A 17683-nucleotide genomic window follows, 5' to 3' on the forward strand; every position below is an offset into this window, starting at 1 on the left:
AGCCTGAACTAATTGCCGTTAGCCTTTCGTCTGGATCGCTCAGCAATAACGAACCAGTCCGGCGCACAACCATTTTTCCAAGTCAGATCATCCTCCGCGTCGTGCTGTTCTTCTAGCGGCTCTGGCTCAACGTCAGGGTCATCGTCCATTTGGTCAAGCATATCGATCAGGCGTTCGATTTCGGCAGCGATTGAATAGCGGTCGGGTTTCATTCGTACCTCCAGCTAACAGAGATTTCACCATCGAGGGCGATGATTGCTTTGCAGACAGCAAGGTAGTTGATGCCGCTCCTATGCCAGTCACCTTTCCTGAAATAACACTTGGTGCCCGCCAACTCATCAAGATCCACCATTGAATATCGAAGCTCTGCGCAACGCTGGCGAATAACATCCAAGACAGGATGACCTGTCGCCAATAGGGGCGGTTTTGGTCTGGGAATCTTGTAATGTTTCCTTAAGGCATGGATTTGAGGCAGTGTGCGTGTGGGAAACTCCTCTAAGAGTTTGTTTACGGGGGCGGTAGGCCCAAGTCGCCGTAGCTTTGACAATTCGGCGGCAGTCATTAATTGACGTCTTGGCCTCACTCCCAGCTTTTGACAACGACTGCGTAGTGCCTGATAAGTTCTGTGCGGCAGCTTCTTCATCAATGCCGAATAATCTGAACCATACTGCTTGCAGATGGCATCTTCCGATGCCGTCCATAGCGGATGACCTTTCGGCGTTTCGCCAAGGAACTGCATACGTCTGCGCGCGCGCTGTCCGCTTTCTGCGTGTCGGCTGTAATCACTCAAGTACATAGATTTGCTCCTAGTTTGGACAAATCCCCGCCGAGCGATATGCAAACAGCGTCACATGTCGATTTCAACTTTGAAAACTGTGCTTCACCGATAACCCCAGTGTTCAAATGAACACATGTGAATCATTGTTGAAAATATGAAGCCTGAGTTCTCTCCCCATTACTTCGATTTTTTGAATCGAAAATCTAGCGAACGGCAACGATTATGCAAAATCGAGAAACATAAAAATTGGGTGGGAATATTGTATGCAAGGTCACTGATAAAAAGCGCTCATATCCAGCCCAAAGGCTGACTCAAAAAAAGCGTTCACCCGCTATTCCCCGCTAAAAAGCAGCCCGTTATCCGCCGTTATAAAACGGGGCCTGTCCCGTATTCTTCCCGTAATTAGGGGGCGCGGCATCCGATTTGCCACTGCTCATCTATTGTCATTTTTCAAGCTACGCTGTTTATTCGCGAGATGAATTTCTGGGCGATGAATTAGGGCGGACTATTCATGGATAATGCGTTTGCTCGATTTAGCGAGCTGCTTCAGACCACACTGATACCAGAATATTGCACCCACCCGACAATGGGAATGACCCCGCAAGGCTTTAAAAACGATGTACATAAGCTTTCGCTGACAGACATAGAACTGTTCATGCATGCTTGGGATATTGGCTTCATCCAATATGCAGGCAATGGCAGCTATCGGCTTGGCCGAGCAAACGCCACGGAGAAGCTTTTCTGGGAAGGTCCTAAAAGCGTTGAAGTTCGGGGCTTCTCGCTTTGGCTCGAGCCAATCATTACCGTGGCTGTTTTAGCAAGAATGCATATAGATTTGGGTTGGCCAGTGAATCTCATAGGAGCGCAATCCAAAGGTGATTGGGCGTTCGATGCGGTAATCTATAGGAATGCTGCTGACGAGAACGGCTATGTTTTGTGCGAAGTAAAAAAGACCGCCCGTGAAGTCGATCAATTAGCGACAAACATGCGAGAATATATCGCTGTCCCACCTGTGGCAGAAGACAGCCTCAAAGGAGCGAAACTAAACGCTTATCGCAAGGTCAAAGCCTTACGAGCGAGACAGCCCGCTTTTCTGTGGTTGGCAGGGCCGGACAAATACGACATGACTTATAAGGTGAATTACAATGGTTCACTTACTTCGCTTGAACCTGTTTCCATAGATGTCATGAGCTTTAGCAAACTCGCTTTTTCCTAACCGTAGTCACGAGGCAGTCATGAAATATGATGTAACGACCGATAACTCTGAATGGACAGACAGAGACATTATCGTAAAGCTGTTCAGCGATGGCACGGCTTCCCCGCGCAACAAGGTGGGTTATGTCAGCGACAAGCGGTCGCCAGTGCGCGATGCTATCAAGAACGCCGAAACATGGCTGACTCAGGAAGCGCAACAATATGAGCGAATTATCATCCATTTGATGGACGGTGTCGAGCTTCCTGAAGACTTGATATGAATTTAAAAGCGGCAGTTTTCCTTGCGGCCTTCTTTCCGTTAGCAGGCTGCACCGATATGCGACCAGCGGGTGCGGAAGAAACTGCGGAATGCATGAAATATCGTTCGATGATGACGGCACCACTGCCGCCAGAGCAGAGCGAAAGGCTTCGTAAAGCTTGCATGGATAGCAGGACGTGACTGCCCTGTATTTTCCCTGTATTATCAGAGCCTGACTGCGCTTCCTTCACGTCTGCGCTGGTCCGTAAAGATCAAATATACTCACTCACCTTCTTACCGGTCGAGCCTTCGAGAATGGTAACGGCCTTATGGACACAGCGGAATGCCCCCCTTAGCACTCCGTCATCGCTATCTGGATCATCTAAAGTGGCCAGTGCCACAAGAAATAGCTGCGCATAAGCAAGAATAGCCAATGCATCCTCCGGTTTCTCGCCTTCAGCCTGAAACAGTCGGTCAATGACCGCATTTAAGTCTGCGCTGGTCGATTTTCCTGCTTCACGCGCGGCGCGAGCATAGTCCGCCAATTCAAGCGCGACATCAGTAATGTTTTCCTGCATATATAGCCTTTGTTCGTTGGAAATTTGCGGGAAGCTATGAAGGAACTCGACCAAAGGCCGAAAGAGAAGCAGCCCTTTTTCGGAGCAAACGCCAAGCCGTTTATCTTTCAGATGGCGTTTGTTCTTTTTTGCGTGATAGTTCTCGTGCCTTTTGCAAAGCCCTACATCAAGCCCACTGCCGACGCGATAGCCAACGCGTCATTAGACGTTGCGTGTTCTACTATCGGCCTGTGTAGCCGGGAAGCTGCTGCGCGCCTGAACGCGCCAGCGCATCGATGAGCGCCTTCATGCCCCCTGAAAGCTGTGCTTGAGGCAACCGACCACCAGAAGCAATAAGCGCCTCAACAAGCCGTGCGCTTCCCCTTGAGCCTGCATCAGCCGCCATTTTAGCGCCAAAGCCGACAGCAGGAAGCCCAACAGCGCCGACAGCACTGCCGACCGGACCACCGATCAAATTGCCGACGAACGCGCCTGTAGACGTTCCTACGCCGCCAGAGACAACACCAGACGGCGCAAACTTACCGACCGCACGCAGCGCATTTTGCGTTTTCGTACCCATGACGGCCTGCTTTATGGCGGCAAGCTCATCTTTGTTGAAGCCGCGTTTCATCGTCTTGGATTTGAGGATTTTTGAAAGCTCCTGACGGGTAGCATTTTCAATGTTCGCGCCTGAACCAGATGAACCAGCCCGCAAGCCAGCTTTCTCAAACAGCGAATTGACCAGTTCCAACTTTCGGGCTTGGCCGTAAAGTCCGCGCGCTTCCTTGATAGCGGATGCGGCTTCTGCACCGTTACCCATGAGAATGTCATCGGCCTGCGGACTTGCCACAAAATCATCAAGCGCGCCCGAAACTTTCGCCGTCAGAGCATTGTTCGACTTGTTGCCTGGCTGAAATGCATTGCCAGCGATTTTGCGTGCAGTGTCCAAGCCCTTCAATGTTACATTACCGTCAGCAAGCCGATTTACCTCATTCCAGGCAACCTTTGCCCCAGAATGCAATTCAGGATGATAGCCAAAGTCCGTGAAGTCTTTGACCAGCGCATCACGAATACGCTCTATGCCCTGTTTGGAATAAACCACACCGGCATCATCAGCCCGCTGGTATGCTGCTGATGCTGCGCTTTTCAAATCGTCAGCCGTTGGCAATGCGGAGGTGTCAAGCTTGCCAGCACCGATGCGTGCAAGTGAGCCAGTCAAACCACCGATACCTCCCCCAATCGCTCCACCTGCGACAGCATTGCGCCATCTTTCATCCAGCCCGCTGCCCTCACCAGCACCATAGGCAGCGCCCCAAAGTGCCCCTTCGACCATGCCTCGACCGCCCATAGAGAGCAGCGTAGGCTTTGCAGCGTTGAGAAGCGACAGGCCACTTTTCGCAGCTACCCCGCCGACACCGAGGCCACCGGCAACACTGCCTACCGTTGAAGCGACTGGAGAGCGTTCCTCGCGGCGGCGGCGCAGCTCTGCTTCCAAATCCATAGAACGGTTGTATTCCCGGCCTATGTCAAAACCTTCGCCCTGAATTGCACTGACACCGGCCCGCAATGGAGCCATAGCGCCAGATACGATTTCGTCACCAAACGGAATACCTCGCAAAATGCTGTCTGTGGCATCGGAGAAGGTTCCCGGCTGGCGTGCAGCTTCAATCTTGTCCGCCTGCTGTCTGGTCCATTCCTGATTAGGTTCTTGCACCTCGCCTTCCTGCTGCGCCCGCCTGCGCCTAGCAGAAGCAAGTGCAAAGGCCTTTTTCTGATCAAGCGACCATCCATCTTGAGGCGAAACTGTAGAACCACCTTGTTGAACCAATGGTGCGTCATCCCACCAATTTTTAGCGGCTGGCGCTCCAGACGGGCCAACGCCAATCGAAGCTGCTATTTCATCTACCGTTACATCCTGCTGTTCAGGTGAAAGCTGCATGAAACTGCTATCGACCTTTACACGCTTGCCGCCGATGCTGAGCGTGACCAGGTCGCCGCCTTGTTCAGCGAGCCCGACCTTTGAATAAAAATCAGCTTGCGGCATGTCGGAATAAAACTTCTGATGAAAAGCGTCCGCAAACTGTTGGTCACTCATATCCTGATACTGAGGGTATCTCTGGCGCATTTCTGAAAGCTTGGATACAGGCCTTGCCTGCCGCGGGTCTGCGAGTGGCGCACTTTGGAAGCCGTTCTGACCTTGCTGTTCTGGCGCAGCCTGCTGCTGCCCTAAATGCGTTTGCAACGCCTGCCATGCGCCCTGCTCATCATTCGCGCCCTCGACATCATAAATCTGACCGTCGGGAAGTTGGATTTCAAAAGTTGCCATTAGTATAGCCCCCTTGGACCAAGACCGAATAAGCTAGCAAGTTTGATCTTGCTTGCCTGTGTCGTATTTTTCACCGCCGCATTTGCCATCATCGCAAAGCCCTGCATCGGGTCTCGGATCGGCTGCATTGCGGAAGGCGATACTGAGCCTATCACCCGAAACGGCTCTGGCTGCTCCCGAAGACCGGAAAAGGGCTTTTGTTTCGTGTAAATCATATCCGGCGCTCCCTGTTTGTTGCCTTCGAAGTACGAGGAGCATCAAAAACAGCGTCACGGATAAGGCCGGAAAGAGAGACACCCCTTTCCTCAGCCATTTTCTTCATGGAATGCTTTTCCTCCTGAAAAACCCGGATGCGAATATAGCCTGACATTGCAACTTCTGACCGCATGGTGGTCTCCTTTCGTTGCAACAAGTGTATCACGAAAGGATGCGCAACATCAGAATAAAGCTATTTATTATCAGTGGCTTGAGTTATATCAGGCTGCATCATCGTCTATCATGTTCCATCATATTCCGATGAGGCATAGACGTGCGACAATCTGCCCTGTCAGGATAATTATGAGGCTCGAAGAATACGCAGCCTTTTTTTCCGATACAGTTTTTCGTCAGCTTGGCCAATAACGTTCTTGAACGTCTGCATAGGCCTGCAAACTATATTCCCTATCGAAACCGACAAGGCGGCTCTGTCCCTCTGGACGGCCTTTTTGAAATTCGTTCCCGCTGTATCACTGATGTGTTTGGAGAAAGCGAACATATTGTCCTGAGAAACGCCTGGAACAAATGCGCAGAACTCATCACCGCCGATCCGAGCAATGAGGCTGTCATCCGGCAAAACAGTTTCCAACGCTCTCGCGGTAGAAATCACCGCTTCGTCTCCTGCAAGATGGCCGAAGTTGTCATTAATCATTTTCAGATAATCAATGTCCGCTAAAAGAAACCACCCCCGCACACCTAATTCCATTGCGCGTTCAAATTGCTCGATAAAGCTGCGTCTGTTCAAGACACCAGTTAAAGGATCTGTACTAGCCGTTCGTGCAAGTTCATTAGTTCGTCGCATCAATACCCGATACGCCGTTTCAAGGCGCTCAAGCTTGCTGAACCAGATCAATGCTATTGGAATAGCGATTAAAAATGGCAGCACTAAACGAACAACAATGGTGATGGTGTCAGAATGCACACCCAAAACAAAGCGAATGCCAGTTGAAATCGAGATGGAAACAATAGCGGCGATAATCGATACCGCCGCTGTCCGTTTTAACACTCTTCGAGAAGGCAAGGGCACGATGCATCCTTATTAAACTATCCGCTGAGGACAAACTCCGAGATAGCATTCACCCTCTAATAATCACACTGCCACAGCTTTACAACTTGAGACGACAATCTTGCTGGCTCTAGCCTTGACTGCTGCGCGTTCGCCCTCGGTTGCGACGCCAGTGCTCGGCGCGTAGATCTTGCGAAACTGTTCAACTTCCAAATTGGACGCAGTGTGAATATTTATGTGCCCTCGCTTCAATCCGCACGAAGCGGCACAAGTTCGATGCGCGTAATGGTTTTGACTGGCTGATCTGGATCGCCTGAAATCTGCAAAGGCAGCACCTTGCCAAGCAGCCCCATAAACGCGACCGGATTTTCCTCTGCTTGCTGCGTCAGGTATGAGACCAGCCCGTCTTCGCCAGTCTTATTGCCAGCATCCGCCGCTGCGGTCAGAATAGCATCCTTCAATAGAGCCGTGGTTTTATTCATTGCACCTTTCGGCCTGCCCTTGCCTGCCGCTGGTGGGATACGTTTCTCGATAGCGTTCATTATTGTGCCCTCGCTCTGATGAGGTTGCTTTCAGTGATTGCGCGCACAGCCTCGACCGCTGACAGCCCAAACTGCTCTCGAAGATATGGAATGACAGGACGCGGCTTTGCTGCGTTTGGTGTGGTTGCCAGCCATAGAGCGGCGCGTTTAACTGGATCGGTCATTTGTATCCTCCGAGTTATCGACGGCATAAGCCCAGCCGCGTTCATTGAATTTGATCCGGCGTTGCTTCAAAAGCGCATCTTCGGCCTGCCCTGCGCGTGTCCCGCCCCACTGAAGGACACGCATTGCCATGCCGTAAGACATTGGGCCGTGAAGGCGCAGCGCATCCAAGTATCGCTCTGGATCGTCCGGCCTGATTTTGGCGTCTGGCGTCCATTCTCGACCGGGGAACGGGATAACGCGCCTGCGCTCGCTTTTCGCTTTGGATTGTCCCGCGAATATCGGATCTTCGTGCTTTCCAGTCTCAATAGGGTTGCGCTGGTCGCATGAAAGGAAAGTTATGATTTCCGCCTTTCCCTTACGCAGTTCACCTACAACAGCATCGTCAATCTTATTGCCACCATTGTCCCATTTGATTGTCACCCCGTCTGTCGAGAAGATGACACCGCCACTAATCAGGGATTTTACGAGAGAAACTGCACTCATCAAACCTCCCCCTGCGCATACTTTTTATGACGCTTAGAAGCGTCATAGCCCTTCAAAGCGTCATTGTAGTTTTCCATATCTTTCAATGACTTATCTTTATCCATGACGCTTATGACACTTATGACGCTTGTTTTTGGGCTGTCGGAGAGATACCTATTGAAGGCATCTGCGAAGTCCGACCGCCCGTAAAAGCGTTGATTCATGTCACGACGTGGAACCACGCCAAACGGCTTCAAGAGTTTCGCCACTCCTCTTGTCGTGATAGGTGTCCCTCGCCGCCAATCCGCCCACGGACTTTCTTCAAATTCACAAAGAGCCTCAACCATCTCCGTGCTGCCAATCCGGTCCGCACGCCTGCTCTCGAATATTTCGGAAATATCGCGAAGCAGGGTCACGCCGGTTGATGCCGAGTCCTCATCTGACTGGATTGCTGAACCGACCAGCGCTGCGCGGATAGCTTTCGGCCAGTCTCCGCCTGCCACGTCTGCAATGGCACAAATTGACCTGGAGTTATCCTGCGCGCGGTCATTCAATTCGTCCGGTACCGATGGATCACTGTCACGCAATAGCTGTTCATGATCAGCAGCCCACCGTGCCGCTTTCTGCCGAAGATGACGAAACTCATTGATGCGGTCAGCTCGGAACCGCTCAACTTTCTCGCCCTCTTGTTTTCTGCGGAGGTGAACGACCAACGCTCTATCTTCCAGCGTGTCCGGCAACTTTCCAATCATAGCAATGCACTTAGGTGCCCAGACACGAAACTGACGCGGCTCATGGTCATCGCCAACCGAACGCCACACATAGGCGCTTTGCCGGTTATGCCCCCCATTCAGAACGCCGCGCAGTTCGTCATTCGCTTCAAGGAATGTATCGGCCTCATCGATCAGGACAGTGGGCCGATATTTTTCAACCACGCGAAACAGAACGGATGTGCTGATGTTCACCGCGTGCATTGCCTTCGGCACAAGCGCGCTCATGACTGACAGGGCTGTAGTCTTCCCGCATCGCTTTTCAGGTGAGACGAACGCAAGGACAGGGGAAATGTCAGCCGTATCATGTGACCATGCGTGCAGCGCCCAGACAGCCATCAAAGGCGCGCTATGCTCCGGCAGAACCGAAAACCGGAGAATCGTCGCTTGTATCTCAGACAGAAGCTCAGCGCCGTCCACCGGATCAACCCAAGGATCCATATCTTCAAACGGCTTACTACTTTCTTCCTCTGGAGACTTTGGCCGCATTGCGCTGACAAACTCGTCCAATTTGGACACGCGAAGGCAAAGCGCTTTCGCTGCGTCTTCACGGCACTGCTCATATTCCAGCTCAGACAGCTTCGACAGTTCAGCAATCTTTGCCTCTGCCTGCGATTGGCTAAAAGGAAACTCCTCTGCTTCCAAAGAAATATCATCAGGATTGGCGTGACTATTCATGCAGCCGCACCTTTCATCATCAGAATGTCATTCCAGTCGTGACCATCAGGTGCTGGCAATAGGCTGACCTTTCGGCCCTCTGCTGTGGCGCGTGTTGCTAATGCATTGCCAGCTTCCCTGCCCGCTGCATCTCCATCCGTGGCAACTGTCAGCAATGCCGGACTATCCGGCAATGAGAGAGATTTCATTCCACTGGTTGATAATGCGGCCCATACGGACACAGAACCGCGCACAAGCCCTGACAGAAGCGACAGGCCAGTTTCTATGCCTTCACACGCTATCAGCTTGTCATCGCCCTGAGACAGCCGCACCGCGCCGCCTGCCACAGTTCCGAGCATCGCCTTTGCTGGTTCGATCTGGGCTTTGCTCAGACCGTCAGCGCGCAGATATGTGCGATGCACTGCAAGCCGTGACGCACCCTCGACCAGCGCGACCATTGCCGGAAAGCGATTGCGTGAAGGGTGCCAGCAATCGGGATGAAAGCGCAGACAGTCTGCAAGCTCGCAGGTGATGCCGCGATGCCTGAGATATGTTTCCGCTATCGTGCCGCGAATAGGACGAGCATCACGCCAGCACGAAAGTGCCAGCGCTTCCTTGCGTTCGGCTTCCTCAATCTCGGATTGCCTGATGCGCTCCAGATCGGCAGCAGAAGGCGGGGAATAGTTGCCCTCGCCCTCAACCAGTCCAAGCCCTTTGAGGCTATCGAGAATGTGCGTGAACTCGCAACCGGAATGACAGCGCAGCAACAGCCTGCCGTCGGTTCCGTCCGATAAACTCAGGCTGGGCCGCTTGTCACCATGAGCCGGACAGCGTGCTACGCCATACCGACCGTGCCAGTGACCACCCAGAGCGCGGGTAATCTCTCTGGCCGATGTCATGCGGCGGCTCCTTCACCATTAAACGGCAAGACGCTGGAATGAATGACATACCGCGCATGGGTTCCGCTGAATGAGCCTTCATGCTTCTCATGAACTGTTTCAATATCAACGCCGAAACTGCGCAGCTTGAAAACGTACGCCGACCAGCGCGGGGCTGGATTATCGATAGGTGTGCAGCCAGCGTCACCGGCATTGATAAGGTTTTCCAGCGCCCAACGGTCACGGCCTTTCACGCGAATGGAAAAAGGCTCTGCCCCGCGATTGGTCACGCGATAAATACGAGAACCCCAGAGATAATTTTTAGAAGTCATCTGCCTATCCTTTGGAATTGCACCAAAGAACGGGAGGGGCTATTGTCGTTGAGAGAGTTCAATAAGCCCTTCGGCCCCGTCCTTGTCTGGCGGGGTCGTTTTTTATGCGGCGTGGCGTTTTGCTTTGGCGTCTTCAATTGCTGCGTTGATTTCCGACTGCGCCCAGCGGGAAAGGCTGCCCATCTTAATAGGCTTCGGCAGCGTGCCGTCAGCGATACGGCGGTAAAAAGTAGGGATGCTCACCTGAAGGATTTTAGCACCTTCACGAGCAGTCAAAAGAGGATCGGTGATTTGCATTTGTCAGCCTCGTAATTGAATGATACGGGCTGAACATATGATAAGAACAAAAATAGAACCGACGGTTCTGGCCGGTATTTCTGCTTAACCGATGGTAGAACATGAAACTGGTAAAGAACCGTTGGTTATTCCGAAAATACGCAAATAACCACTGGTTCTCTTTGGCTTATCCCTTTGAGTTTATTCAACTCCTCTCGCGATAATCAGGAACTGAGTAATCCACTCATCGTACCATCCATCGCTCAACGGCTTCCGTCTTTCCACAAACAGGCAGGTGCCGTTCTCGGTATCATACTTGGCTGCAAGCTGTTTTGCCTTGCGTCTGCGCTCCCTATCCGAGACAGGGACCATTTCCTTGTAATTCATCCGAGCTAGCCGATTTAGAACCTCATAGCGCTCAGCTTTCTTTTCAGCCTGGCCACCATTTTTACCGTTTTCGCGGTTTTTCTTGGTGAGCTCCATGTGCTTCAATGCAAAAAGCTCATGCCGCTTTTTGACTTGATACTCGCACCAAAAATATCCGAAACGAATATCATCCTCATGAACGTAATAGAGTGCCATCATATTCGCCACGTACCAAAGCCGTGAAAGAGGCTTCGCGAAATGCTTTGCGGCTGTTTCTAAGAGAAGCGATTGCCAATTTTCCCCTCCTTGCTCTCGAGCATCTTCGATAAAGTCAGCACCCTCAAGCTGTGACAGCTTTTCCTGCAATTCAGAGGATATTTTGCCGCTTACCGTCCATCTATGAGCTTCGAGAACATAAAAGCATTCGCCATGCCAATCGATTTCGCTGAAAAAAGAAACATCTCGCGCGGTAAATCCGCCTAAATCTTCACCTGTCGTAAAGTGAGTTTTGCCGCCTCGATGAACCTCATACGAGGCAATTCCAGCGCTTACATAAGGGCCATATTCTTGAAACTTCGCGTGTTCGCTGCCGGGAAACTCTAAATAGTCATCGTCCGGCGTTTCAGGGAATAATATAAAATCCTCACCTGATGCGCCCACATCGAGAAACAAACTGTAATCCTTGCGCGGAACACTACGGAATTTATGCCCCGCAAATTCGACAAGCGGGTATTTTGAAAAAGCACTTAAACCATTACCTTTTGACATTAACCTACACCGCCCTTGTTATTGTTAGAACTTGCGCGCTTCCGCGCGTTAAATGTTTGGACCATCGCTCCATCAAAACGCGCCGCTGTTCCAAGAAATCAGTGCGCCGATAGGCACGCTCAACCGATCCACCGACAATGTGACCGAGAACTGTTTCAGCAATGTCGTAAGGGGTATCTGTTGTCTCGGCTATCCAGTCTCGCAAGCTGGAGCGGAAACCATGCGGACGCGCGTCAAGCTTCGCGCGGCGCATGAACATGCCAAGGGTCATATCACTGATGACGCCGCTACGAACATTCGGGAAAAGAAAGCCTGCACGCGCATGGCGGCGAGCAATCTCGATAACTTTCATTGCTTCAACTGTTAGAGGCACGCGAAAATCGGCAGTCGCATCCTTTCGCCCCTTCATCGCTTCACCGGGAATGGTCCAGACGTTACCGTCGATTTGACTTTCATGAATTGAACGAAGCGGACCAGAGCGGACACCCGTCAAAATGAGCAAGCGCATAGCAAGGTGCGTAACCGTGTCGTCGGCCAAAGTTTCGTAGAAGGCGGGCACCTCCTGCCATGGCATAGCTGGGATGTTCTGAGTTTTATGACGCTGCTTGCCAAGAAGCGCACGCGCCTTATCGGTCGCCTGCAAATCAACCTGCAAGCCCAGCGCCGCCGCGTGCCTCATGCAAATTTGAAGCCGCGTGATTGCTTTACGAGCTGTCTCTGCTTTTGAATGCCATATCGGCAAAAGCGTATCGCGAATGTCTGTCTGATTGAGTTCAGCAACCGGAACCTTGCCAAGGCGTGGCAGGATATGGATTTCGAGTGGGCTGAACCAGCGCCCAGCATCTCCGTCACCTTTCAGTTCAGCTTTACGGCTCTCGAATGCATCCAGAGCTATATCCCTGAGCAAATGCATATTCCGGGTCGCTTCTTGCTTCTGGCGCTCCCGTTCTTTGATAGGGTCGACGTTTGACCGGACCAGCGCGCGCGACTTCTCAGCGGCCTCCCTCGCCTCCTTCAACGAAACCTCAAGAGCAGAACCGAGGCCCATTTCCCTGCGCCTGCCATGAATGGTTATACGAAGAACCCACTGCCCGCCTCCGTCTGGGCGTTTGTGCAACCAAAGGCCCGCACCGTCATTGTGCTTGCCAGCCCCCAACGTAGCTACTGCTCTTGCACTCAAGCGATTCATTAAACGCACAAAGATGCTCCTTACAGCGCCATTCTAATCCACCCGACAGTCCACCTTTACATGTGCGATTAGGTGAAAGCGGATGATAAGCCTTGATACCGAACGTAACAAGAACACGACTGACGTGCAACAGCTATGATAGAGACTGATACGGGATGATTTTCTGTGCTATTTCAATAAGATGCTGCTAAGCGGCACCAGTAAAATCAAGCACTTAGTTCAATTTCATCCTCCCGGCAAAATCTCTACTCACCATATACTCACAGATAGTTCAGTGTTGCGTGTGTGCTGCATTCACCCCTTTTCAACGAAAAATTTTTTGATAAAATTTGGTCGCGCCGCGTGGAGGAAACCGGGTCATGCCCACGTGCGCAGCCCCGTGACGTTGGGAGACGTGCCGGGGCTTTTCTTATACAGCGACAAAAAGCAGATCACCGGGGCAATAATAAAAATAGCCAATGCGGACCAAGATAACGCCAGGCCGGACCCCAATAAATTTTTCCCCACTTATTAGGTTTGCTCGACACCTGACCAAATACTAGTTTTTTTGCCTCATGTTTCGACGGGGTAATTCTATGAAAACTGTATTTTTATGCGCTGTGCTAAGCTTATTGGTCGCCTATAATTCCAACGCACAGGGAACCAGAGCGCCACAACCGTCATGCACAAATTGTACGGCTCCCAACGGAGGCTCTCATGGTGACGGGAACGGGAATATACTTTGCCCAGACTGTTTTGGAAAACTTTTCCCAGAAGGAGGCAGGTTGAACCCTGGTCAGGGCGTTATTGTTCCAAATGGTCACGGAGCACCTGTCGGCTCAGGGGCCGGCGGAGGCGGGGCAAGTAATACCGCTTGTTCAGGATGCCATCAATAGAGTGGAAGTAATGGAAGCCAACGGTAAAATCGGACCACATCAAGGGATTGAGCTGAAACTTATGCTTGAGGGGAAAAAACCTCTGGCAAAGTTTGCAGCGGATAATGGGATTACCGCGGAGCAGCTTGGGGACGCAGATTTTGCGCCCTACGTGAAATCCGGTCGGATTAAACAGTTCACTGTTCAGAAATTTGATGGATTTGTAGAATGGAGGATTTACTGCCTCCCGGGTGAGGAATGGCGTGCAAAATTATGTGTACTGATGCTTGAAAAAGGCGATGATCCGTATTTTCGTAACCTGTTCGATGAAAACGACCTACATCGGATTGATGGAGCACTTCTTGGCTATGAGAAATCAGATGTAGAGTTTTTCATTGAGACAATTACAAAAAGACGGATGCAGTTGACCGGACAATCAATTTAAGCTTGTTCAGAAAACGGGGAACCGGAGAAGATTTTGTAGATTGTTCTGAGCCATCAAAGGGACTTCAAACCGCCGCTGACGATGAACGTGACGGCGGCGGCTAGAATACCCCCCACGACAATCCACATGATCCGGGTAAGAACGCCACTGACGTTCTTGATCTGGTTTGCAAGGTCATCAAATCTGCGATCCACGTTTTTCCATTTCTCATCTGTTCGAGCGTCTGCAATTTCAGACTGACGCTGCCATGCTTCCAGTGATGTTATTCGCGCTATCAGCGAAGTAACCAGATGCTCAAGAGCATTCAGACGAGAACGAAGATCGGCTTCATCTGGCATTTGATTGCTCACTTCTTCCCCCAAACGTCTTTCACTGTATGTCCGCCCATGTAGAGAGCGAGAGATGTGATTGTGAGACTGACAAGCACGCTCAGTTCAGGAATTGCGAAGGAAACGCCAGTCATCCCGCTGACGATTGGAGCGGCCATCCTTCAAGGCCTGAAAGCGCATAGATGTGCTTGAACCAGTTGACGACTGATTTTGCTGACATGGCGCTTCCTCGTTCGCTCAGAATAACCGGGCCGGCGCAATCAGCATTTCTCGCCAGCTTTTGTAAGGCTTTCCTCAAGTCAGGATGTATCGGTACGCGGCGAGCATGGGCATTTTTTGTGATACGACTCGGCAGGTTGATGGACGTGCCGAGTTTATTGTTGGCGTCAAGCAGCATTGACCATTCCAATTTAGCGATTTCGCCTGCACGAAGTCCTGCCTTGAAGCTTAAAAGCAACATAGCTTTGTTTCGGTCAGGATGTCGGAGGGTATTTGCTGTTTGAAGCGCTTGTTGTATTTGAGTTGTAGTCACCGTGCGGGCTTGCCGGTGGTGTGCCATGATGGGCCTCGAGTTGACAAACGATGTCGGCATTAAAGCCTAAAAACCATCATTTGTCAAATCAGCTCAATAAATAAGATATGTAAATCAATATCTTAGACTGCTCCACTCACTGAAACACCACCCCGTTTAGCTTGCATAATGCCGCGATATTCTCGTTGTTGGCCATCATGAAATAGGTGAAGGATTTCGTATCAGGACGGTAGTTGCTGTAAAAGAGCGTATAGCCCGCATAAGCCCCAAATTGATTTTTCGAGTTCACAAAGCCACATACCGTATAAGTTCCGTCCGGGAACTCTGCTGCTGCAAAGTTACGAAAACGGGCAGAAGTCTCATCGCGAAGGTGTAAACCAACCAACTGTTTTACTGCGTCTTCGTCATCAGAGCTCAACGTAATCGCATTGCCTCTGGGCACAGAGTCTGCTGGGTTTCGGTATTGGGTTGGCTCAACACCACTGGAACTTTTAATACCGGCTTGAGCGTTGCTGGAAGCATCAGATCTGGCTACATCCTCCGCGCCTCGCGCATTATCTTGCTCGCGAAGAACCACCGAACGATCTTGATAGATCGCATTACTGTCTTCGACTATGGAACTTGATGATGGCTCTAAGCCTAAATTACTCGGCGCATAAATGGGAGGACTAACACGTTCACGGTCAACCACGGGCAACGTGCTCGGCTCGCAGTAATTTCCCTTCTCCTCCCATGTGCCACTTTTCATTTTAAAGCTAGTTTTGTTGGTTACCGTATAGGTTGCCTGTTCAGTTCCAATATCATCAGAATTTCGACCGCAGGTCTGTTTCACTTCATATGTAGATTGGCCAGTTTGGGAAATATGTTCAAATCGACAGCCTGACGATGGCCAGCTTAAGGTCTTGCCGTCTGTATATATGGTGTTGGGTCCGAAACCTTCCTCGCACGTACCATCTGTCAATGCGTAATAACCGGACTTAATCGGCAGGCTCGTCAGCGAAGGGCTTGTCCGTGCTTGCTTTTCGCTCACTTGATGTGGGGATTGGTTACGTCTGTTTTCAGCGCAATCGCCCAGCAGTTCCAGCGCTTTAGATGATCCTTTCAACGAAAGACCAAACCTGCTATGGCCATAGCTCAAGCGCAAATGCCGTGAGCTACTGAGCAAAGGTGCGACACTATCCTCTTCGGCCCCTCCAGGGAAAAGCACAATCTCCGGCTCGATCACTGTTCCGGTCAGCAAAATCGGTTCATGATCATCAAATGTCACAGAGCCTGACCACTCTTCACCGACTTGCAAATCCCATGACGATACCGAAACACCAAAGCCGAAGCCTTCATTCGCGTTAGCATAAACGACGAAATAGATATCCTTGGTAACGTGTTTACCCATGATGCAACCGTTGTCCGGGTCATTGGTACGCTTGTGGCCAGTCCATCCTTCGTAAGAGAATTCGGATTCCGATTGTGCGAGAGCGTTACTTGCCAATAGGCTCAGTCCAATAATTCCCGCAAACGTGCTTTTACGCATGCTGATTTCCTCGGTTTTTGTTGCTGTGATGAAAAATGCCACGATGGCTGCGGTTATTTCTGTGCGCCTTCGGCTTCTCGTTCAGCGGCTCGCACGCAGTTCTTCAAAGCTGTGACCGCCAAATGATTGTCGAAAAAGCTGGTATGGGCTGAATAGTTCAGGCGGATGAATTCAACCTGCATCTCCTCGGCCTTGCGTATGAGCTTTTCTAATTTCTGCCTGTCTTCGGGCGTATTGCCAGTGATAATGATCGTGCTGGGCATCGGGATAAAAACCCGTGTGAATGTCACAGGCTCACCATCAAGTTGAAGATAAGCCTTCACGTCACCATCAACCTCATTGATATTCCAGCTCTTTGATGAGAACGCCAAATCAAAATCACCCGCAGCAGTGGCGAAGATCGCCAATGCGGTATCATCATCAAGCTGCATCGCCATCATGCAGCCAGGCCGCTCGACATTGTTTAGTTTACTACCGACCCAATGGCCTTCCGAGAAGGCCATCTCATTGGCGTTAGCTGGCATTTGAAGACCGAGCGCCCCAATGACGAGTGCTGATGCCACTTGCAGAAATTGATTTGTGCGGCGGCAAAAGCCTTTTCCTAATTTATCTCTGAATAGTTTAGGTGCATATCTTCGGTGTTCGGCGAACATGGCTCACTCCGTTGCATTAATATATCGATTGAGGATTGGTGTTCTAAGCGCCGTATATTCATCAGCCGTAATCGCACCACTCTCAAAAAGGGTGTTCAGGCGATGCAGCGCTGCAATAGCGTCTTGGTTCTGCGCTTTTGCTTTTGTTGTCGATGATGGTGTTTGTATTGACGACATTCCGTCGTTTACCGCCGGTAACCCAACACTTACGTTTTGATGAAAGTCCGGTTCAACGCGAACGGCAACTGGATCGTTGATGAAGAGATTAATCCCGCTTTCACCGCCATTGCTGCCTTCTTCACTGATATGAGCATAGTGCAGCGCCCAAACCAAAGCAGCCACCCAGCCAACGACCGTACCGCCAAATGCCAGATTAACGACAAAGATCAGCCAACGATCGGGATGTTCGCGTCGAAAGGCAACAATGGTCGGGATAAAGACGACGAGCAGAATGACTAGAATGAGAACGATGAAAGCCAGTGTGATAAGCAGGGAGTCAAAAGCGTCCTGAGCTGCCAAAGCTTGACTAGGCCGTAGACTCATAACGATCTGATCCAAATTC

25 protein-coding genes are annotated in these 17683 nt (G+C 51.0%); 4 read left to right on the plus strand and 21 right to left on the minus strand.

Features of this window, described 5'->3' with window-relative positions; translation table 11 throughout:
• Positions 1-8: 8 nt before the first annotated feature.
• Positions 9-212, minus strand: a complete 204-nt coding sequence (locus tag CEV31_RS17665) for a hypothetical protein (protein ID WP_094509027.1) — start codon at positions 210-212, stop codon at positions 9-11.
• Positions 209-796 carry an SANT/Myb domain-containing protein gene (locus CEV31_RS17670; protein ID WP_094509029.1) on the minus strand — a complete coding sequence of 196 codons (588 nt, stop codon included), beginning with the start codon at positions 794-796 and terminating at the stop codon, positions 209-211. The genes CEV31_RS17665 and CEV31_RS17670 overlap by 4 nt, the downstream gene beginning before the upstream one ends.
• Before the next feature lie 493 nt (positions 797-1289).
• Between CEV31_RS17670 and CEV31_RS17675 the strand changes: the two genes are divergently transcribed.
• Genes CEV31_RS17675 through CEV31_RS17685 form a run of 3 tightly spaced genes read left to right on the plus strand, consistent with a single transcriptional unit; the run spans position 1290 to position 2432 of the window.
• A complete protein-coding gene (locus tag CEV31_RS17675; RefSeq protein WP_094509031.1) occupies positions 1290-1994 on the plus strand; it encodes a hypothetical protein in 705 nt (234 codons plus the stop codon).
• Positions 1995-2013: 19 nt separating this feature from the next.
• On the plus strand, positions 2014-2253 hold the full coding sequence (locus tag CEV31_RS17680) for a hypothetical protein (protein WP_094509034.1): 240 nt from the start codon (positions 2014-2016) through the stop codon (positions 2251-2253).
• Positions 2250-2432 carry a hypothetical protein gene (locus tag CEV31_RS17685; RefSeq protein WP_094509036.1) on the plus strand — a complete coding sequence of 61 codons (183 nt, stop codon included), beginning with the start codon at positions 2250-2252 and terminating at the stop codon, positions 2430-2432. The genes CEV31_RS17680 and CEV31_RS17685 overlap by 4 nt, the downstream gene beginning before the upstream one ends.
• 71 nt (positions 2433-2503) lie before the next feature.
• On the opposite strand, the gene CEV31_RS17690 is transcribed toward CEV31_RS17685, so the two are convergent.
• The 14 genes from CEV31_RS17690 to CEV31_RS17745 all read right to left on the minus strand — a co-directional run bounded on the left by CEV31_RS17690 (position 2504) and on the right by CEV31_RS17745 (position 12789).
• Positions 2504-2809 (minus strand): hypothetical protein, encoded by a 306-nt coding sequence (locus CEV31_RS17690; protein WP_094509038.1) that lies wholly within the window; start codon positions 2807-2809, stop codon positions 2504-2506.
• A 220-nt stretch (positions 2810-3029) separates the two neighbouring features.
• Positions 3030-5114, minus strand: coding sequence for a hypothetical protein (locus CEV31_RS17695; protein ID WP_094509040.1), 2085 nt, complete (start codon positions 5112-5114; stop codon positions 3030-3032).
• Complete coding sequence (locus CEV31_RS17700) at positions 5114-5329, minus strand: hypothetical protein (protein ID WP_094509042.1); 216 nt, start codon at positions 5327-5329, stop codon at positions 5114-5116. Before CEV31_RS17700 ends, CEV31_RS17695 begins: the two co-directional genes overlap by 1 nt.
• Positions 5326-5502 (minus strand): plasmid mobilization protein, encoded by a 177-nt coding sequence (locus tag CEV31_RS21165; protein WP_169717390.1) that lies wholly within the window; start codon positions 5500-5502, stop codon positions 5326-5328. The genes CEV31_RS17700 and CEV31_RS21165 overlap by 4 nt, the downstream gene beginning before the upstream one ends.
• Before the next feature lie 168 nt (positions 5503-5670).
• Entirely contained in the window at positions 5671-6396 is a 726-nt protein-coding gene (locus CEV31_RS17705; RefSeq protein ID WP_094509044.1) for a GGDEF domain-containing protein, read from the minus strand.
• A gap of 227 nt (positions 6397-6623) precedes the next feature.
• Positions 6624-6917 (minus strand): hypothetical protein, encoded by a 294-nt coding sequence (locus CEV31_RS17710; RefSeq protein ID WP_094509046.1) that lies wholly within the window; start codon positions 6915-6917, stop codon positions 6624-6626.
• On the minus strand, positions 6917-7081 hold the full coding sequence (locus CEV31_RS21170) for a hypothetical protein (RefSeq protein WP_168436402.1): 165 nt from the start codon (positions 7079-7081) through the stop codon (positions 6917-6919). The genes CEV31_RS17710 and CEV31_RS21170 overlap by 1 nt, the downstream gene beginning before the upstream one ends.
• Positions 7065-7565: a hypothetical protein gene (locus CEV31_RS21505; protein WP_328587693.1), complete on the minus strand. Its 501-nt coding sequence runs from the start codon at positions 7563-7565 to the stop codon at positions 7065-7067. The genes CEV31_RS21170 and CEV31_RS21505 overlap by 17 nt, the downstream gene beginning before the upstream one ends.
• The gene (locus tag CEV31_RS17720) at positions 7565-8992 is read right to left on the minus strand and encodes a DUF3631 domain-containing protein (RefSeq protein ID WP_094509048.1); all 1428 of its coding nucleotides are present in this window, start codon (positions 8990-8992) and stop codon (positions 7565-7567) included. The genes CEV31_RS21505 and CEV31_RS17720 overlap by 1 nt, the downstream gene beginning before the upstream one ends.
• Positions 8989-9870 (minus strand): DUF7146 domain-containing protein, encoded by an 882-nt coding sequence (locus tag CEV31_RS17725; protein WP_094509050.1) that lies wholly within the window; start codon positions 9868-9870, stop codon positions 8989-8991. The genes CEV31_RS17720 and CEV31_RS17725 overlap by 4 nt, the downstream gene beginning before the upstream one ends.
• Positions 9867-10181, minus strand: coding sequence for a winged helix domain-containing protein (locus CEV31_RS17730; protein ID WP_094509052.1), 315 nt, complete (start codon positions 10179-10181; stop codon positions 9867-9869). Before CEV31_RS17730 ends, CEV31_RS17725 begins: the two co-directional genes overlap by 4 nt.
• Before the next feature lie 102 nt (positions 10182-10283).
• Entirely contained in the window at positions 10284-10478 is a 195-nt protein-coding gene (locus CEV31_RS17735) for a helix-turn-helix transcriptional regulator (RefSeq protein ID WP_094509054.1), read from the minus strand.
• 180 nt (positions 10479-10658) lie between these two features.
• Positions 10659-11591 (minus strand): hypothetical protein, encoded by a 933-nt coding sequence (locus tag CEV31_RS17740; protein WP_094509056.1) that lies wholly within the window; start codon positions 11589-11591, stop codon positions 10659-10661.
• A 4-nt stretch (positions 11592-11595) separates the two neighbouring features.
• Positions 11596-12789: a tyrosine-type recombinase/integrase gene (locus CEV31_RS17745; RefSeq protein ID WP_235818148.1), complete on the minus strand. Its 1194-nt coding sequence runs from the start codon at positions 12787-12789 to the stop codon at positions 11596-11598.
• 786 nt (positions 12790-13575) lie between these two features.
• On the opposite strand from CEV31_RS17745, the gene CEV31_RS17755 reads away from it, so the two are divergent.
• Entirely contained in the window at positions 13576-14079 is a 504-nt protein-coding gene (locus CEV31_RS17755; RefSeq protein WP_235818149.1) for a hypothetical protein, read from the plus strand.
• Between the two features lie 53 nt (positions 14080-14132).
• On the opposite strand, the gene CEV31_RS17760 is transcribed toward CEV31_RS17755, so the two are convergent.
• From CEV31_RS17760 to CEV31_RS17780, 5 genes are all read right to left on the minus strand, one after another.
• Positions 14133-14429, minus strand: a complete 297-nt coding sequence (locus CEV31_RS17760) for a hypothetical protein (protein ID WP_143850980.1) — start codon at positions 14427-14429, stop codon at positions 14133-14135.
• A 109-nt stretch (positions 14430-14538) separates the two neighbouring features.
• A complete protein-coding gene (locus CEV31_RS17765; RefSeq protein WP_094509082.1) occupies positions 14539-14967 on the minus strand; it encodes a tyrosine-type recombinase/integrase in 429 nt (142 codons plus the stop codon).
• A 109-nt stretch (positions 14968-15076) separates the two neighbouring features.
• Positions 15077-16468, minus strand: coding sequence for a hypothetical protein (locus tag CEV31_RS17770; protein ID WP_143850981.1), 1392 nt, complete (start codon positions 16466-16468; stop codon positions 15077-15079).
• Between the two features lie 53 nt (positions 16469-16521).
• On the minus strand, positions 16522-17121 hold the full coding sequence (locus CEV31_RS17775; protein WP_143850982.1) for a hypothetical protein: 600 nt from the start codon (positions 17119-17121) through the stop codon (positions 16522-16524).
• Between the two features lie 3 nt (positions 17122-17124).
• On the minus strand, positions 17125-17683 hold a 559-nt coding region (locus CEV31_RS17780; protein WP_210190948.1), incomplete at its 5' end, for a superinfection immunity protein.

Origin of the sequence: Brucella thiophenivorans, from assembly GCF_002252445.1 — a bacterium.
Taxonomy (GTDB): Bacteria; Pseudomonadota; Alphaproteobacteria; order Rhizobiales; family Rhizobiaceae; genus Brucella; species Brucella thiophenivorans.

Coding starts and splice junctions, on each gene's coding strand:
- CEV31_RS17665 (WP_094509027.1), bottom strand. CDS start 212: ATGAAACCCGACCGCTATTCAATCGCTGCCGAAATCGAACGCCTGATC.
- CEV31_RS17670 (WP_094509029.1), bottom strand. CDS start 796: ATGTACTTGAGTGATTACAGCCGACACGCAGAAAGCGGACAGCGCGCG.
- CEV31_RS17675 (WP_094509031.1), top strand. CDS start 1,290: ATGGATAATGCGTTTGCTCGATTTAGCGAGCTGCTTCAGACCACACTG.
- CEV31_RS17680 (WP_094509034.1), top strand. CDS start 2,014: ATGAAATATGATGTAACGACCGATAACTCTGAATGGACAGACAGAGAC.
- CEV31_RS17685 (WP_094509036.1), top strand. CDS start 2,250: ATGAATTTAAAAGCGGCAGTTTTCCTTGCGGCCTTCTTTCCGTTAGCA.
- CEV31_RS17690 (WP_094509038.1), bottom strand. CDS start 2,809: ATGCAGGAAAACATTACTGATGTCGCGCTTGAATTGGCGGACTATGCT.
- CEV31_RS17695 (WP_094509040.1), bottom strand. CDS start 5,114: ATGGCAACTTTTGAAATCCAACTTCCCGACGGTCAGATTTATGATGTC.
- CEV31_RS17700 (WP_094509042.1), bottom strand. CDS start 5,329: ATGATTTACACGAAACAAAAGCCCTTTTCCGGTCTTCGGGAGCAGCCA.
- CEV31_RS21165 (WP_169717390.1), bottom strand. CDS start 5,502: ATGCGGTCAGAAGTTGCAATGTCAGGCTATATTCGCATCCGGGTTTTT.
- CEV31_RS17710 (WP_094509046.1), bottom strand. CDS start 6,917: ATGAACGCTATCGAGAAACGTATCCCACCAGCGGCAGGCAAGGGCAGG.
- CEV31_RS21170 (WP_168436402.1), bottom strand. CDS start 7,081: ATGACCGATCCAGTTAAACGCGCCGCTCTATGGCTGGCAACCACACCA.
- CEV31_RS21505 (WP_328587693.1), bottom strand. CDS start 7,565: ATGAGTGCAGTTTCTCTCGTAAAATCCCTGATTAGTGGCGGTGTCATC.
- CEV31_RS17720 (WP_094509048.1), bottom strand. CDS start 8,992: ATGAATAGTCACGCCAATCCTGATGATATTTCTTTGGAAGCAGAGGAG.
- CEV31_RS17725 (WP_094509050.1), bottom strand. CDS start 9,870: ATGACATCGGCCAGAGAGATTACCCGCGCTCTGGGTGGTCACTGGCAC.
- CEV31_RS17730 (WP_094509052.1), bottom strand. CDS start 10,181: ATGACTTCTAAAAATTATCTCTGGGGTTCTCGTATTTATCGCGTGACC.
- CEV31_RS17735 (WP_094509054.1), bottom strand. CDS start 10,478: ATGCAAATCACCGATCCTCTTTTGACTGCTCGTGAAGGTGCTAAAATC.
- CEV31_RS17740 (WP_094509056.1), bottom strand. CDS start 11,591: ATGTCAAAAGGTAATGGTTTAAGTGCTTTTTCAAAATACCCGCTTGTC.
- CEV31_RS17755 (WP_235818149.1), top strand. CDS start 13,576: ATGGTCACGGAGCACCTGTCGGCTCAGGGGCCGGCGGAGGCGGGGCAA.
- CEV31_RS17765 (WP_094509082.1), bottom strand. CDS start 14,967: ATGGCACACCACCGGCAAGCCCGCACGGTGACTACAACTCAAATACAA.
- CEV31_RS17770 (WP_143850981.1), bottom strand. CDS start 16,468: ATGCGTAAAAGCACGTTTGCGGGAATTATTGGACTGAGCCTATTGGCA.
- CEV31_RS17775 (WP_143850982.1), bottom strand. CDS start 17,121: ATGTTCGCCGAACACCGAAGATATGCACCTAAACTATTCAGAGATAAA.